Genomic DNA, 15,241 nt, shown 5'->3' with positions numbered 1-15,241 from the left:
AATAGTTCATTATGTCGGCGACTCAAAATTACGGCACTGGCCGTCGCAAAACCGCAACCGCACGCGTTTTCCTGCGTCCGGGCACTGGTAACATCTCGATCAACAACCGCACTCTGGACAACTTCTTCGGCCGCGAAACTGCCCGCATGGTAGTTCGTCAGCCGCTGGAATTGACCGAGACCGTTGAAAAGTTCGACATCTACGTCACCGTTATCGGTGGCGGTGTAAGTGGTCAAGCTGGCGCAATCCGCCACGGTATCACTCGCGCTCTGATGCAGTACGACGAAACCCTGCGTGGCGCTCTGCGCAAAGCTGGCTTCGTGACTCGCGATGCTCGTGAAGTTGAACGTAAGAAAGTCGGTCTGCGTAAAGCGCGTAAGCGTCCGCAGTACTCGAAGCGTTAATTCGCTTTTACGTTCCAGAAAACGCCCAGCCTCCTCACGGAGCTGGGCGTTTTTTATTGCTTGCAATTTATGCAGGTTTTTTCTCTGTGACAACTTGCCACATCCGTAGACCCCCTATACTACAAGGCTTGGAGGCGGGGCTGCGGGTAATTACCTTGTCAGAGGTGGGGCTTTTCATTACCATTCGGCAAAATTTTTATAAGTTCAGATTTAATACTTAGTAGACGCCTGATTTAACAGGCCAAAAAGCTGATGGGAGAGGACTGAATGAGCAATGACGGCGTGAATGCAGGCCGGCGTCGCTTCTTGGTAGCAGCCACATCCGTGGTGGGTGCTGCAGGAGCGGTGGGGGCTGCGGTCCCGTTCGTGGGGTCATGGTTTCCCAGTGCCAAGGCGAAAGCCGCAGGTGCACCGGTGAAGGTGAATGTCAGCAAGATCGAGCCAGGCCAGCAAATGATTGCTGAATGGCGCGGCCAGCCAGTCTTCATCGTTCGTCGTACCGAGGAAATCCTGGGGAATCTGAAGAAGATCGAAGGCCAGTTGTCTGACCCCGAGTCTAAGAATTCCGACCAACCCGCCTACGCCCAGAACGAAGTACGTTCGATCAAGCCAGAGATTCTGCTGCTGGTCGGTTTGTGTACCCACCTTGGTTGTTCGCCTACCTTCCGCCCGGAAGTGGCGCCTGTGGATCTGGGCAAGGACTGGGTCGGCGGTTATTTCTGCCCGTGCCACGGTTCTCACTACGACCTCGCCGGTCGCGTCTACAAGTCGCAACCTGCTCCCCTGAACCTGCCGGTTCCGCCGCACAACTACGAGTCTGACGACGTTATTGTCATTGGTGTCGATAAGGAGAGCGCGTGATGAGCAAGTTCATGGATTGGGTGGATGCGCGCTTCCCCGCCACCAAAATGTGGGAAGACCATCTCAGCAAGTATTACGCTCCGAAGAACTTCAACTTCTTCTACTTCTTTGGCTCCCTGGCACTGCTGGTTTTGGTCAACCAGATCGTTACCGGTGTCTGGCTGACCATGAGCTATACCCCGTCGGCAGAAGAGGCGTTTGCTTCCGTCGAATACATCATGCGTGATGTCGAGTACGGCTCGATCCTGCGCCTGTTGCACTCCACTGGCGCTTCGGCGTTCTTCATCGTGGTCTATCTGCACATGTTCCGTGGCCTGCTCTACGGCTCGTACCAGAAGCCTCGTGAATTGGTGTGGGTGTTCGGCATGCTGATCTACCTGGCGCTGATGGCCGAAGCCTTCATGGGTTACCTGCTGCCGTGGGGCCAGATGTCCTACTGGGGCGCCCAGGTAATCATCTCTCTGTTCGGTGCGATCCCGGTCATCGGCAACGACCTGACCCAGTGGATCCGTGGTGACTACCTGATTTCCGGTATCACCCTGAACCGATTCTTTGCCTTGCATGTGGTGGCCTTGCCGATTGTGATCCTCGGCCTGGTGGTACTGCACATCCTGGCGCTGCATGAAGTCGGCTCGAACAACCCTGATGGCGTGGACATCAAGAAGCACAAGGACGAGAACGGCATACCGCTGGACGGCATTCCTTTCCATCCGTACTACACCGTGAAAGATATCGTTGGTGTGGTGGTGTTCCTGTTCGTGTTCTGCTCGATTGTGTTCTTCTTCCCGGAAATGGGCGGCTATTTCCTCGAAAAACCGAACTTTGAACAGGCGAACGCATTCAAGACGCCGGAACACATCGCCCCGGTCTGGTACTTCACGCCGTTCTACGCGATTTTGCGGGCGATCCCCGACAAGCTCCTGGGCGTTATCGCCATGGGCGCGGCCATTGCGGTGCTGTTCGTATTGCCTTGGCTCGACCGTAGCCCGGTCAAGTCCATGCGCTACAAGGGCTGGATGAGCAAGATCTGGTTGTGGGTATTCTGCATTTCGTTCGTGATCCTGGGTGTGCTGGGCGTATTGGCGCCGACTCCAGGCCGCACGCTGCTGTCGCAGGTCTGCACCTTCCTGTATTTCGCCTACTTCATTCTGATGCCGTTCTACACCCGGCTCGAGAAGACAAAACCGGTTCCGGAAAGGGTGACTGGCTGATGAAAAAATTATTCGCTGCATTGATTCTTGCTGCCCTGCCGGCCCTGTCTTTCGCTGCCGGTTCAGGCGTGGAACTGGAAAAAGTCGACATCGACGTTTCCGACAAGGCTGCCATGCAGGACGGCGCCCGTACGTTCGCCAACTATTGCATGGGCTGCCACAGTGCCAAGTTCCAGCGTTATGAGCGTGTCGCCGATGACCTGGGAATTCCTCATGAGCTGATGCTCGGCAATCTGGTGTTTACTGGTGCCAAGATTGGCGATCATATGAACATCGGCATGCAACCTGATGACGCCAAGGCCTGGTTCGGTGCCGCACCACCTGACCTGACCCTGGTGGCGCGCGTGCGTGGCACCGATTGGCTCTATGGTTACCTGAAGTCGTTCTATGAAGACCCGACGCGCCCATGGGGTGTGAACAACAAGGTGTTCCCGAACGTCGGCATGCCTAACGTACTGGTCGGCCTGCAAGGTCGCCAAGTGGTGGGATGCAAACAGGTTCAGGTCGTTGAAGACGGCAAGAAGCAATATGATCCGTTGACCGGTACGCCTCTGACCCATGAAGCGTGTGATCAACTGACCATCGTGCCCAAGTCTGGTACGTTGAACGAAGAGCAGTTCGATGAGAAGGTCAAGAACCTGGTGACCTTCCTGGCCTACTCGGCCAACCCGGTGAAGCTGGAGCATCAGCGCATCGGTACCTACGTGCTGCTGTACCTGGCTTTCTTCTTTGTATTCGCCTATTTGCTCAAGCGTGAATACTGGAAGGATGTGCATTGATCCAACCGTAGGCAATTGCTGTTAATCTTGCGCGCCCAGCGACATCTCTGAACAGGTAACGATCTGGTTGATCCAGGTGTTACGGGAGATGCTCACTGGGCGCGCTCGTTTTTGAGCTTTCCATAATTTCAACAAGCGAGGAGGACCGCCATGGGCGTGACCAACCGGTTGGCCTGTTACTCCGACCCCGCCGACCACTATTCCCACCGAGTACGTATCGTACTGGCTGAGAAGGGTGTCAGCGCCGAGATCATCAGTGTGGAGGTCGGTCGTCATCCGCCGAAACTGATCGAAGTGAACCCTTACGGCAGCTTGCCCACCCTGGTCGATCGTGACCTGGCGTTGTGGGAGTCAACCGTGGTGATGGAATATCTGGATGAGCGTTACCCGCATCCGCCTTTGTTGCCGGTGTATCCGGTGGCGCGTGCCAACAGCCGCCTGCTGATCCATAGGATCCAGCGTGACTGGTGTGGCCTGGTGGATGTGATACTGGATTCACGCAGCAAAGAAGCTGTCCGTGTTCAGGCACGCAAGGAGTTGCGTGAGAGCCTGACAGGGGTTTCGCCGCTGTTTGCGGATAAACCTTTTTTCCTCAGTGAGGAACAAAGCCTGGTGGATTGCTGCCTATTACCCATACTCTGGCGTTTGCCGATTCTGGGCATTGAACTGCCGCGGCCTGCCAAGCCGCTGCTTGATTACATGGAGCGCCAGTTTGCGCGTGAGGCTTTCCAGGCGAGTCTGTCTGGTGTCGAACGCGACATGCGCTAAGGCTTAAGGAGCCGTTGATGAACTCCAGTCGACCTTATCTGGTCCGCGCGCTCTACGAGTGGATTGTGGATAACGATTGCACCCCGCACATGCTGGTCAATTCCGAGTTTCCTGCGGTGCAGGTGCCACAAGGTTTTGCCAGTGATGGCCAGATTGTCCTGAACGTTTCGCCCAGTGCCGTGCGCCAACTGCATATGGACAATGAAGCGGTCAGTTTTGAAGGGCGTTTTGGCGGTGTACCGCATACGCTCTATGTGCCTATCGGTGCCATCCTGGGGATTTATGCCCGTGAGAATGGGCAGGGCATGGTGTTTGATCTGGAGTCGTCCCTTGAAGACGACGAAGCGATCGAACTCGAAAGTGACGATGATCTGCCACCGCCGGATTCCGAGCCGCCGCGTCCCACCGGCCGGCCGAGTCTGAAAGTGGTGAAGTAATAAGCATGCGCCCATGGGCACGTGTTGGAAAATGCCTCGGCTTTGCCGGGGCATTTTTTTGCGTGAAACAAAATCGTGCAGGTTAAAGTCATGCCCAACGGTGATCGTACAACCGCCTTGGGCTATGATGCACCTTTACGATCGCCGAGATAATTGATTGCCCATGGAAAACACCAACACTGCCCCGCGTATGCCCCGCAAGCGTCGCAGCCTTGCCCAGGAACTGGTCACGGTGTTGTCCGAGCAGATCCGCGATGGGCAACTCAAGCGCGGCGACAAGCTCCCCACCGAATCGGCGATCATGGAGGCCCATGGCGTCAGTCGCACAGTCGTGCGTGAGGCTATCTCGCGCTTGCAGGCTGCGGGGCAGGTGGAAACCCGTCACGGCATCGGCACCTTTGTGCTGGATACGCCCAGCCCCAGCGGCTTCCGGATTGACCCGGCCACTGTGGTGACGTTACGTGATGTGCTGGCAATTCTTGAGTTACGTATTAGCCTGGAAGTCGAGTCCGCAGGCCTGGCAGCCTTGCGTCGCAGTGATGAGCAACTGGCCGGCATGCGTGCCGCGCTCGATGCCCTGAATGAAAGCGCCGCGCATGCCAGTGATGCCGTGGCGTCAGACTTCCAGTTCCATTTGCAGATTGCCCTGTCGACCGGTAATCGCTATTTCACCGACATCATGACCCACTTGGGTACCAGTATTATTCCGCGTACACGCTTGAATTCGGCGCGCCTGGCCCATGATGACCAGCAACATTACATGGGCCGCCTGAGCCGCGAGCACGAAGAGATCTACGAGGCGATCGAGCGTCAGGATTCGGACGCGGCGCGGGCGGCCATGCGCTTGCATCTGACCAATAGCCGGGAGCGGCTGCGCCAGGCTCATGAAGAGGCGCAAGCGCAGCGCGGGTTGTAGGGGCGATCTAGCTCGCTAGAAGCAAGAGCGCCGCCTTAATCCAGCTGGACCAGACTTCGGTCAGGTTGTCGGCGTGTTGGGTTGGTAGTCCTTAAGCAACAGATACGTGCTCCAGCCCCACCAGTCATTGGTCCACTGCTTGTCATTGAGATTGTTGACGTCCGTGCGGCGCAGCACCTTGTCGCCTTCGGCCTTGAACAATGGCGAGAAGTTATTCTGCGGATTGTTCGCAGCATTCAAATCCGGCACATGCAAAGGGGCCTTGAAGGTTGCGGGGGAGGGCAGGACACCGCTGATAAAGGTGTCGAAAATCTCATCCGCCGAAGCCTGCACCGCCCGTTTGACCTGTGTTCGATTGGCGGCGCCGTTGGCCCCGAAATAGCGTTTATCGCCATAGGCATGCCACGTATCGCCCAAGGCGTTGCGTACTTTGAGCCCGAACTTGCTGTCCTCATCGTGCATGAAGCGGCTGATCAATGAGCCCAACTCTCCCGGCGTGACCACGGCTGCCAGTTGCTTGCGCGGCACTCGCAAATGTCCGGCCGAAAAAAGGTCGGTCAAAAAGTGATCAGCAAAGCCGTTCATGGCATAGGCCAATTCAAGTTGCTGGATACTGGCGTTTTGATGGGCCACGACCGCCTGTTGCAGGGCGGCGGTATGGCCTGCAAGGTAGGCCGACAATGCCCACTCCCCGAAATGATCGGCGTTGTCTGCGGCAAGTTGCAGATAACGTCCCAGCGGAACCAGAGCCGATACTAGGCTGCCACCGCCGGTAATACGGTTCCACTCTTCAGACAACGTATCCCCAAGAGCTTCATAGGCATCATGTGCTGGTCTGCCTTCCCTGATGGCTTGGTTGACCGCGTTGATTTCCTTTTGCATCACCTCCAGGATTTTCCCGGCCTCGTCCCGTGACGCTGGCAATACCGCCAGGGAGTTGAACGCTGCGGTAAATCGCTGGATGCGCTCGCTTGTCGACCCTCCGTCGCTGATGGCTTGGCCCGGAACGCCATAGAAATCCCCTCCCAGGGCGATGATCTGGCCATAGGTCAGGGCCAGGCCGTTAGGCAGATGCAACTCGACCTGGGAGCCAGGAATTGCCGGCTCGCCTTGCACAAAGCGCAATAAGGTTTCATCGCCGATGGCGGTGTGTTCGCCGCCTTCGAAGCGCAGGGAAGGGCGGGGGTCGCGGGTGATGACTGCTTCAGCTTCTGACATGTTAGCTCCTTGCTATGTCGTAGGATTGCTCTTTTTTAACTGTATGTATATACAGTTGTAGTTAGCATAGAGGAATAATTTCCTACGTCAAGAAGCCTGATATAGACGCTGCCAAAAGGTTGGGCGCTGTTCGATGGAGCGAAAGACGGTTGACGAATATTTTTATAGTTGTACGATGACGTACGACATAACCGATCAACGAAAAATTGTCTTTATCCAGGGTGTTCGAATAATGAATCCACAAGAACTGAAGTCCATCCTCTCTCACGGCCTGTTGTCTTTCCCCGTGACCGATTTCAACGCCCAAGGTGACTTCCACCAGGCGGGCTATATCAAGCGTCTGGAGTGGCTGGCCCCTTACGGCGCGAGCGCCTTGTTCGCTGCTGGCGGTACCGGTGAGTTTTTCTCCCTGGCGGCCAGTGAGTACTCCCAAGTGGTGAAAACTGCTGTTGATACCTGTGCTACCAGCGTGCCAATCCTCGCCGGCGTCGGTGGCTCTACGCGCCAGGCTATCGAGTACGCTCAGGAAGCCGAGCGTCTGGGGGCAAAAGGTCTGTTGCTGCTGCCGCATTACCTGACTGAAGCCAGCCAGGACGGCGTCGCCGCTCACGTTGAGGCGGTGTGCAAATCGGTAAAAATCGGCGTGGTGGTCTACAACCGCAACGTCTGCCGCCTGACGGCGCCGCTGCTGGAGCGCCTGGCCGAGGCATGCCCGAACCTGATCGGCTACAAAGATGGCCTGGGTGATATCGAGCTGATGGTTTCGATTCGCCGTCGCCTGGGTGATCGTTTCAGCTACCTCGGCGGCTTGCCGACCGCAGAGGTTTACGCTGCTGCCTACAAAGCCCTGGGCGTACCGGTGTACTCATCGGCGGTGTTCAACTTCATTCCGAAAACTGCGATGGATTTCTACCATGCCGTGGCTCGGGAAGATCACGCCACCATTGACAAAATCATCGATGATTTCTTCCTGCCCTACCTCGACATTCGTAATCGCAAAGCCGGTTATGCGGTGAGTATCGTTAAGGCAGGCGCAAAAATCGTCGGCTACGATGCAGGCCCCGTGCGCACTCCGCTGACCGATCTGCTGCCAGAAGAGTACGAAGCCCTGGCCGCCCTGATCGACAAGCAAGGCGCGCAATAACCCATCACCAAAGCCGCTGATTCTTCAGCGGCTTTTTGCGTCAGGAGAAGATTCGTGTCTCAGTCAAAACGTTATGAAAACTACATTGGCGGCCAATGGGTGGCTGCTGCTGACTACTCGGCCAATATCAACCCTTCGGAGTTGTCCGATGTCATCGGCGATTATGCGAAGGCTGACCTGGGCCAGGTCAACGCCGCCATCGATGCGGCTCGTGCCGCATTCCCGGCCTGGTCGACTTCCGGTATCCAGACTCGCCATGATTGCCTGGATAAAGTCGCCAGTGAAATCCTCGCCCGCCGGGAGGAGCTCGGTACCCTGCTGGCCCGGGAAGAAGGCAAGACCCTGCCCGAAGCCATCGGCGAAGTGACCCGCGCCGGTAACATCTTTAAATTTTTTGCCGGTGAGTGCCTGCGGTTATCGGGCGACTACCTGCCGTCAGTGCGTCCCGGCGTTAACGTTGAAGTCACCCGCGAAGCCTTGGGTGTGGTTGGCCTGATCACCCCGTGGAATTTCCCGATTGCCATTCCTGCCTGGAAAATCGCCCCGGCCCTGGCCTACGGCAACTGCGTGGTGCTCAAGCCCGCGGATCTGGTGCCTGGCTGCGCCTGGGCATTGGCCGAAATTATCTCCCGCGCCGGGTTCCCGGATGGGGTGTTCAACCTGGTAATGGGTAGCGGTCGCGTGGTCGGTGATGCGCTGGTCCAGAGCCCGAAGGTCGATGGCATCAGTTTCACCGGCTCCGTCGGCGTCGGCCGGCAGATCGCTGTCAGTTGTGTGTCGCGCCAGGCCAAGGTGCAACTGGAAATGGGTGGGAAAAACCCGCAGATAATCCTCGACGATGCCGACCTCAAGCAGGCAGTCGAGTTGTCGGTGCAAAGTGCGTTCTACTCCACCGGCCAGCGCTGCACGGCGTCCAGTCGCTTTATCGTGACGGCAGGGATTCATGACCGGTTCGTCGAGGCCATGGCCCAGCGAATGAAGTCGATCAAGGTCGGTCATGCCTTGCAAAGCGGTACCGATATCGGCCCCGTCGTTTCCCAGGCCCAGTTGGAGCAGGACCTCAAGTACATCGACATCGGCCAAGGCGAAGGCGCACGGCTGGTGAGCGGCGGTGCTGTGGTGACGTGCGATACCGAAGGTTACTACCTGGCGCCCACGCTGTTTGCCGACAGCGAAGCCAGCATGCGAATCAGCCGTGAAGAGATTTTCGGCCCGGTGGCTAACGTGGTGCGGGTGGCGGATTACGACGCGGCACTGGCGATGGCCAACGATACCGAGTTCGGGCTGTCGGCGGGCATTGCCACCACATCGCTGAAGTACGCCAACCACTTCAAGCGCCACTCCCAGGCCGGGATGGTGATGGTCAACCTGCCGACGGCGGGTGTGGACTATCACGTGCCATTCGGTGGCCGCAAAGGTTCATCCTACGGTTCGCGTGAGCAGGGTCGCTATGCGCAAGAGTTCTACACCGTGGTGAAAACCAGCTACATCGGTTCGTAAACGCAATACTTGTGGGAGCAGGCAAGCCCGCTCCCACATACAGCAGTAACAAACAATTACCCGCAAAAAAAATAACTAGTGGGAGTATTTCTACATGCAAGCGACCAAGCCCACGCACGTCCGTTATTTGATCTTGCTCATGCTGTTTTTGGTGACTACGATCAACTACGCCGACCGCGCGACTATCGCGATTGCAGGCTCCAGCCTGCAAAAAGACCTCGGCATCGACGCGGTCACCCTCGGTTACATCTTCTCTGCATTCGGTTGGGCCTATGTGGCCGGGCAAATTCCCGGTGGCTGGCTGCTGGACCGTTTCGGCTCGAAAAAAGTCTACGCCCTGAGCATCTTCACCTGGTCGCTGTTCACCGTACTACAAGGCTATGTGGGTGAGTTCGGCATCTCCACCGCTGTGGTAGCGCTGTTTATGCTGCGTTTTTTGGTGGGCCTGGCCGAAGCGCCGTCCTTTCCCGGCAACGCGCGCATCGTGGCCGCCTGGTTTCCGACCGCCGAGCGCGGTACGGCATCAGCAATCTTCAACTCGGCGCAGTACTTCGCCACAGTGTTGTTCGCGCCGCTGATGGGCTGGATTGTCTATAGCTACGGCTGGCAGCACGTGTTTATCGTGATGGGGGTGATCGGCATCGTGTTCTCGATGGTCTGGCTGAAAGTTATCTACAGCCCGCGCCAACACCCGATGATCAATGAGGCCGAGTTCAAGCACATCGCTGAAAACGGGGCGATGGTCGACATGGATCAGGACAAGGCCAAGGGTAAGAAATCTGACGGGCCGAAGTGGGATTACATCCGCCAGTTGCTGACCAATCGCATGATGCTTGGCGTGTACCTGGGCCAATACTGCATCAATGGCATCACCTACTTCTTCTTGACCTGGTTCCCGGTGTATCTGGTGCAAGATCGTGGCATGACCATTCTCAAGGCCGGTTTCATCGCTTCGCTGCCGGCGATCTGCGGGTTTATCGGTGGCGTGCTGGGCGGAGTCATTTCCGACTACCTGCTGCGCAAGGGCCATTCGCTGACGTTTGCACGCAAAGCGCCAATCATTGCCGGCCTGTTGGTTTCCAGCAGCATCATTGCCTGCAACTACGTGGATGTTGAATGGATGGTGGTGGGCTTCATGGCCTTGGCTTTCTTCGGCAAAGGCGTAGGCGCACTGGGCTGGGCGGTGGTTTCCGACACGTCTCCAAAACAAATCGCCGGCTTGAGCGGTGGTCTGTTCAATACCTTCGGTAACCTGGCGTCGATTACCACGCCAATCGTCATCGGCTACATCATCAGCACCACCGGCTCGTTCAAATGGGCCTTGGTGTTTGTGGGCGCCAATGCGCTGGTGGCGGTGTTCAGCTACCTGGTCATCGTTGGCCCGATCAAGCGTGTCGTGCTTAAAGAACCGCCGAACAACGGCGCCGAGCTGACCAATCTTTCCCAAGCTCATTCCTGAAGGGGCCGTGTGATGCAGTTGATTGAACATGCCGACTCGCCGCGCTCCATTCGTTTGCATGAACGAGATAACGTGGTGATCGTGGTCAACGATCAGGGCGTACCGGCCGGGACGGAATTCCCGGATGGCCTGGTCACCGTGGATTTCGTTCCTCAAAGCCATAAAGTGACCCTGGAAGATATCCCCGAAGGCGGTCAGATTATTCGCTACGGCCAGACCATCGGTTATGCGCTGCAACCGATACCCCGGGGCAGTTGGGTCCAGGAAGATCAATTGCGCATGCCAACGGCGCCGCCACTGGACAGCTTGCCGCTGTCCACCGAGGTGCCCGAGGCGCAGACGCCGCTGGATGGATTTACCTTCGAGGGCTATCGCAATGGGGATGGCACCGTCGGCACCCGCAATATCCTGGGGATTACCACCACGGTGCAGTGCGTGACCGGCGTGCTGGACCATGCGGTCAAGCGTATCAAGGACGAATTGCTGCCCAAGTATCCGCACGTCGATGACGTGGTGGCGTTGACCCACAGCTACGGCTGCGGTGTCGCGATTACCGCGACGGACGCCTACATTCCGATTCGTACCGTGCGCAATCTGGCGCGTAACCCGAACCTGGGCGGCGAAGCTCTGGTGATCAGCCTTGGTTGCGAGAAATTGCAGGCCGGGCAGGTTATGCATGACAACGACAGCTCTGTCGACCTCAGTGAACCGTGGCTGTACCGGCTACAGGATTCCAGCCACGGCTTTACCGAGATGATCGAACAGATCATGGAACTGGCCGAAACCCGCTTGAAGAGGCTGGATCAGCGCCGCCGCGAGACTGTGCCTGCGTCGGAGTTGATTCTGGGCATGCAGTGCGGCGGCAGTGATGCGTTTTCGGGTATCACCGCCAACCCGGCATTGGGCTACGCCTCCGATCTGTTGCTGCGTGCCGGCGCGACGGTGATGTTTTCAGAAGTCACCGAGGTGCGGGACGCCATCTATCTGCTGACGTCCCGGGCCGAGAACCAGGACGTCGCCCGGGAGTTGGTGCGGGAGATGGACTGGTACGATCGCTATCTGGCCAAGGGCGAGGCCGACCGCAGCGCCAACACTACGCCGGGCAACAAGAAGGGCGGGTTGTCGAATATCGTCGAGAAGTCCCTGGGCTCTATCGTCAAGTCCGGCAGCAGTGCGATCAACGGCGTGCTGGGGCCGGGGGAGCGCGTCACGGGCAAAGGCCTGATCTTTTGCGCAACGCCGGCCAGCGACTTTGTCTGTGGCACGTTGCAGCTGGCGGCCGGGATGAATCTGCACGTATTCACTACCGGGCGCGGCACGCCTTATGGCTTGGCGATGGCGCCGGTGGTGAAGGTTTCGACCCGTACGGAACTGGCGCAACGCTGGCCGGACCTGATCGACATCGATGCCGGACGAATCGCTACCGGTCGTGCGACGATCGAAGAGTTGGGCTGGGAGTTGTTCCACTATTACCTGGATGTCGCCAGTGGCAGGAAGCAGACCTGGGCCGAGCAGCACAAGCTGTATAACGACATCACCTTGTTCAACCCGGCACCCATTACCTGAGACCGAGTAGCCTGCATTCGCGAGCAAGCCCCACATTCGACGGTATTTATCCTGTAGAAATGCGGTCAATGTGGGAGCGGGCATGCTCGCGAAAGCGGCATACCAGACGGAGCGACCTCCACTGGCTTATCATTAGCCACCTGACGACGCTCACCAAGGTTCTCCCCGGCATGCTGGCTATCTTCCTCCAAACCCTCACCATCACCGCGCCGGTGTTTGCCATGCTGTTTCTCGGCGCGCTGCTCAAGCGCATCAACTGGATCAACGACAATTTTATCCACACCGCCTCGGCTCTGGTGTTCAACGTCACCATGCCAGCGCTGCTGTTTCTCGGCATTCTCCACGCGGACCTGCACTCGGCACTCAAACCCGCCTTGTTGATCTACTTCTGCCTCGCCACCCTGGTGAGCTTTGTGGTGGCGTGGTGCTGGGCGATCTTTCGTTGTCCGCGTGAAGACCGTGGCATTTACGCCCAGGGCGCTTTTCGCGGCAACAACGGGGTGATTGGCCTGGCACTGGCGGCCAGTATGTACGGTGACTACGGCATTTCCCTCGGTGCGATCCTCGCGGCGCTGGTGATTCTGTTCTACAACACCCTGTCGACCATTGTGCTGGCGGTCTACAGCCCGGTGATCAAGTCCGATCCCTGGAGTATCTGCAAGAGTGTGCTGGCCAACCCGCTGATCATCAGCGTGATCGCCGCCACGCCATTTGCCTACTTCCAGATTGGTTTGCCCGGCTGGCTGGAGAAATCCGGGCAGTACCTGGCAGACACCACATTGCCGTTGGCGTTGATCTGCATCGGCGGAACCTTGTCCCTGGCTGCGTTGCGCAAGAGCGGCAACATGGCCTTGAGCGCCAGCTTGATGAAAATGCTCTGGTTGCCGGTATTGGCGACGTTTGGCGCATGGCTTTATGGCTTCCGTGGGCCAGAGCTGGGGATTCTGTTTTTGTATTTTGGTGCGCCGACGGCGGCTGCCAGTTTTGTCATGGCTCGGGCCGCGCAGGGCAATCATGAGCTGGCGGCGGCGATTATCGTGATCACCACCTTGATGGCGGCGGTGACCACCAATATCGGGATCTTTGTATTGCAGGCGGGAGGCTGGATCTAGCCTTGTTGCGGGTAGGTGTCGATCACTTCCTGGGCTGCGCGGAACGCATCGATTGCTGCCGGTACGCCGGCATATACCGCGCAATGCAGCAGTGCCTCGCGAATCTCTTCGACAGTGCAGCCATTGTTCAGCGCGCCGCGCACATGGCCCTTGAGCTCTTGCGGGCATTTGAGGGCGGTCAGGGCGGCGAGGGTGATCAGGCTGCGGGTCTTGAGCGGTAAACCTTCGCGGTTCCAGACTCCACCCCAGGCGTGTTCGTTGACAAAATCCTGCAGTGGCTGGGTGAATTCGGTGGCATTGCCCAGGGCACGGTCGACAAACCCGTCACCCATTACCTGGCGACGCATTTCAAGCCCGGACTTGTGTTGATCGGTCATTGCGAATCCCTCTTGTGTTGGCGGTACCAGGCGCGCAGCGAAGTACACAGCAAGAACGCCACCAGCGCCGGCAGGACGTAATACAGCATGAGTTTTTCCAGCTTGTTGGCCAGTGGCATGCCGGTGGTGAACGACATCACGTGCAGCCCATACGCCAAGTACAAGCCCAGCAACAGCAAACCCTCGGCCCGGGTAATCCGGTAGCCGGTATAGAACACCGGCAAACACAGCACTATGACGCCGAGCATGACCGGCAGATCGAAGTCCAGGGCGTTCGGGGACACCGATAGCGCCGACGGCGCGACCAGGGCGGTGAAACCCAGCACTCCCAGCAGATTGAACAGGTTACTGCCGATCACGTTGCCCACCGCAATCTCTCGCTCGCCGCGCAGGGCTGCGATCAACGAGGTCGCGAGGCAGGGCAGGGAGGTGCTGACGCCAACGATGGTCAGGCCGATGACGCGCGCGGACAGACCCAGGTCGTTGGCCACTTCCACGGCGGCGCCCAATACCAAGTGCCCGGCGAGCACCAGCAGCACAAGCCCGCCGATCATCCAGAGCAAACTGCTCAGCCACGGGGCCTGGACCAGCGTGTCGCGGGTGCGCGGGCGGCGGGAATAGCGAGTCTGGTACAGCAACAGGCCCAGGTAGGCGATCAGGGCGAGCAACAGGAGCAGGCCGTCAACCGGCGTCAGCTCATTATTGCTGGCGAGCACGAAGACCAGCAGCCCGGCGAAGATCATCATCGGGATATCCAGGCGCACCAGTTGTCGGGATACCCGCAGCGGAATGATCAACGCCGACAGGCCGAGGGTGACGAGGATATTGAAGATACTGCTGCCGATCACACTGCCCACGGCAATATCGGTACTGCCGGCCAGCGTCGCTTGCAGGCTGACAGCTATCTGCGGTGCGCTGCTGCCGAAGGCAACGATACTCAAGCCAATGATCAGTGGCCTGACCTTGAGGCTGGCGGCCAGGCGCACGGCGGCGCGCACCAGCACTTCGGCGCCGGCTATCAGCAACAGCAAGCCGCTGACCAGTTCGATCAGGCTCAATGGCGAGAGGGAGTTTAATCCGAAAATGGTCAGGGCTCCGTCAGTCAGTTGCTCAGGGCTTGCACACGTACGCGTGCGGTTCCGCTGCGCAGCATACCCAAGTGTTCAGCGGCCTTGCGCGAAACATCGATCAGGCGGCCACGGGTGTACGGGCCGCGATCATTGATTCGGAGCACGACGCTTTTGTCATTGTTCAGATTGGTGACTTTCACCCGCGTACCGAAGGGCAAGCGGCGGTGAGCGGCGGTCAAGGCGTGCTGGTTGAAGGGCTCACCGCTGGCGGTTTTTTTGCCGTGGTGCCTTGCGCCGTAGTAAGACGCGGTGCCGGTCTGGTCATAGCCGTTGGGATCGATTACGCCGCTGGCACAGCCGGTCAACAGAGAGAACAAGGCCAGGAGGCCGAGTAGACGCTTCATTTTCAAGGTGTCCCC

Annotated in this window: 16 protein-coding genes; 12 read left to right on the top strand and 4 right to left on the bottom strand. The window is 58.2% G+C overall.

The window, feature by feature from the left end:
- Window positions 1–11: 11 nt before the first annotated feature.
- The 7 genes from rpsI (at window position 12) to OQ460_RS20485 (ending at window position 5,376) form a co-directional block, all read left to right on the top strand.
- The gene (gene rpsI, locus OQ460_RS20515) at window positions 12–404 is read left to right on the top strand and encodes a 30S ribosomal protein S9 (protein WP_003171743.1); all 393 of its coding nucleotides are present in this window, start codon (window positions 12–14) and stop codon (window positions 402–404) included.
- A gap of 267 nt (window positions 405–671) precedes the next feature.
- Window positions 672–1,265 (top strand): ubiquinol-cytochrome c reductase iron-sulfur subunit, encoded by a 594-nt coding sequence (gene petA, locus OQ460_RS20510; protein WP_038443372.1) that lies wholly within the window; start codon window positions 672–674, stop codon window positions 1,263–1,265.
- Window positions 1,265–2,476, top strand: coding sequence for a cytochrome b (locus OQ460_RS20505; protein ID WP_084376333.1), 1,212 nt, complete (start codon window positions 1,265–1,267; stop codon window positions 2,474–2,476). The genes petA and OQ460_RS20505 overlap by 1 nt, the downstream gene beginning before the upstream one ends.
- A complete protein-coding gene (locus OQ460_RS20500; RefSeq protein WP_410019181.1) occupies window positions 2,476–3,255 on the top strand; it encodes a cytochrome c1 in 780 nt (259 codons plus the stop codon). Before OQ460_RS20505 ends, OQ460_RS20500 begins: the two co-directional genes overlap by 1 nt.
- 150 nt (window positions 3,256–3,405) lie before the next feature.
- Window positions 3,406–4,023 (top strand): glutathione S-transferase N-terminal domain-containing protein, encoded by a 618-nt coding sequence (locus OQ460_RS20495; RefSeq protein ID WP_106578651.1) that lies wholly within the window; start codon window positions 3,406–3,408, stop codon window positions 4,021–4,023.
- 17 nt (window positions 4,024–4,040) lie between these two features.
- Complete coding sequence (locus OQ460_RS20490) at window positions 4,041–4,460, top strand: ClpXP protease specificity-enhancing factor (RefSeq protein ID WP_410019180.1); 420 nt, start codon at window positions 4,041–4,043, stop codon at window positions 4,458–4,460.
- Between the two features lie 163 nt (window positions 4,461–4,623).
- The gene (locus tag OQ460_RS20485; protein WP_410019179.1) at window positions 4,624–5,376 is read left to right on the top strand and encodes a FadR/GntR family transcriptional regulator; all 753 of its coding nucleotides are present in this window, start codon (window positions 4,624–4,626) and stop codon (window positions 5,374–5,376) included.
- 60 nt (window positions 5,377–5,436) lie between these two features.
- Here OQ460_RS20485 and OQ460_RS20480 read toward each other — a convergent pair whose 3' ends face one another.
- Window positions 5,437–6,594 (bottom strand): phospholipase, encoded by a 1,158-nt coding sequence (locus OQ460_RS20480; RefSeq protein ID WP_410019178.1) that lies wholly within the window; start codon window positions 6,592–6,594, stop codon window positions 5,437–5,439.
- A 232-nt stretch (window positions 6,595–6,826) separates the two neighbouring features.
- Between OQ460_RS20480 and kdgD the strand changes: the two genes are divergently transcribed.
- The 5 genes from kdgD to OQ460_RS20455 all read left to right on the top strand — a co-directional run bounded on the left by kdgD (window position 6,827) and on the right by OQ460_RS20455 (window position 13,375).
- Window positions 6,827–7,738 (top strand): 5-dehydro-4-deoxyglucarate dehydratase, encoded by a 912-nt coding sequence (gene kdgD, locus OQ460_RS20475; protein WP_410019177.1) that lies wholly within the window; start codon window positions 6,827–6,829, stop codon window positions 7,736–7,738.
- Window positions 7,739–7,792: 54 nt separating this feature from the next.
- Window positions 7,793–9,238, top strand: a complete 1,446-nt coding sequence (locus OQ460_RS20470; protein WP_410019176.1) for an aldehyde dehydrogenase family protein — start codon at window positions 7,793–7,795, stop codon at window positions 9,236–9,238.
- A 94-nt stretch (window positions 9,239–9,332) separates the two neighbouring features.
- The gene (locus OQ460_RS20465) at window positions 9,333–10,697 is read left to right on the top strand and encodes an MFS transporter (protein WP_410019175.1); all 1,365 of its coding nucleotides are present in this window, start codon (window positions 9,333–9,335) and stop codon (window positions 10,695–10,697) included.
- Window positions 10,698–10,709: 12 nt separating this feature from the next.
- A complete protein-coding gene (garD, locus tag OQ460_RS20460; RefSeq protein ID WP_410019174.1) occupies window positions 10,710–12,263 on the top strand; it encodes a galactarate dehydratase in 1,554 nt (517 codons plus the stop codon).
- Window positions 12,264–12,433: 170 nt separating this feature from the next.
- Window positions 12,434–13,375 (top strand): AEC family transporter, encoded by a 942-nt coding sequence (locus OQ460_RS20455; protein ID WP_410019173.1) that lies wholly within the window; start codon window positions 12,434–12,436, stop codon window positions 13,373–13,375.
- Here the strand turns inward: OQ460_RS20455 and OQ460_RS20450 are convergent.
- The 3 genes from OQ460_RS20450 to OQ460_RS20440 are packed head-to-tail and all read right to left on the bottom strand — an operon-like array spanning window position 13,372 to window position 15,226.
- A complete protein-coding gene (locus OQ460_RS20450; RefSeq protein ID WP_410019172.1) occupies window positions 13,372–13,752 on the bottom strand; it encodes a carboxymuconolactone decarboxylase family protein in 381 nt (126 codons plus the stop codon). The two genes, OQ460_RS20455 and OQ460_RS20450, sit on opposite strands and share 4 nt — an antisense overlap.
- Window positions 13,749–14,795, bottom strand: coding sequence for a calcium/sodium antiporter (locus OQ460_RS20445; RefSeq protein ID WP_410022068.1), 1,047 nt, complete (start codon window positions 14,793–14,795; stop codon window positions 13,749–13,751). The genes OQ460_RS20450 and OQ460_RS20445 overlap by 4 nt, the downstream gene beginning before the upstream one ends.
- Window positions 14,796–14,854: 59 nt before the next feature.
- Window positions 14,855–15,226, bottom strand: a complete 372-nt coding sequence (locus OQ460_RS20440; RefSeq protein WP_410019171.1) for a septal ring lytic transglycosylase RlpA family protein — start codon at window positions 15,224–15,226, stop codon at window positions 14,855–14,857.
- Window positions 15,227–15,241: the final 15 nt, after the last annotated feature.

Source organism: Pseudomonas imrae (assembly GCF_046352735.2).
GTDB lineage: Bacteria > Pseudomonadota > Gammaproteobacteria > Pseudomonadales > Pseudomonadaceae > Aquipseudomonas > Aquipseudomonas imrae.
Note: the sequence above shows the minus strand (reverse complement) of the source record. Positions and strands in the feature narration are given on the sequence as shown.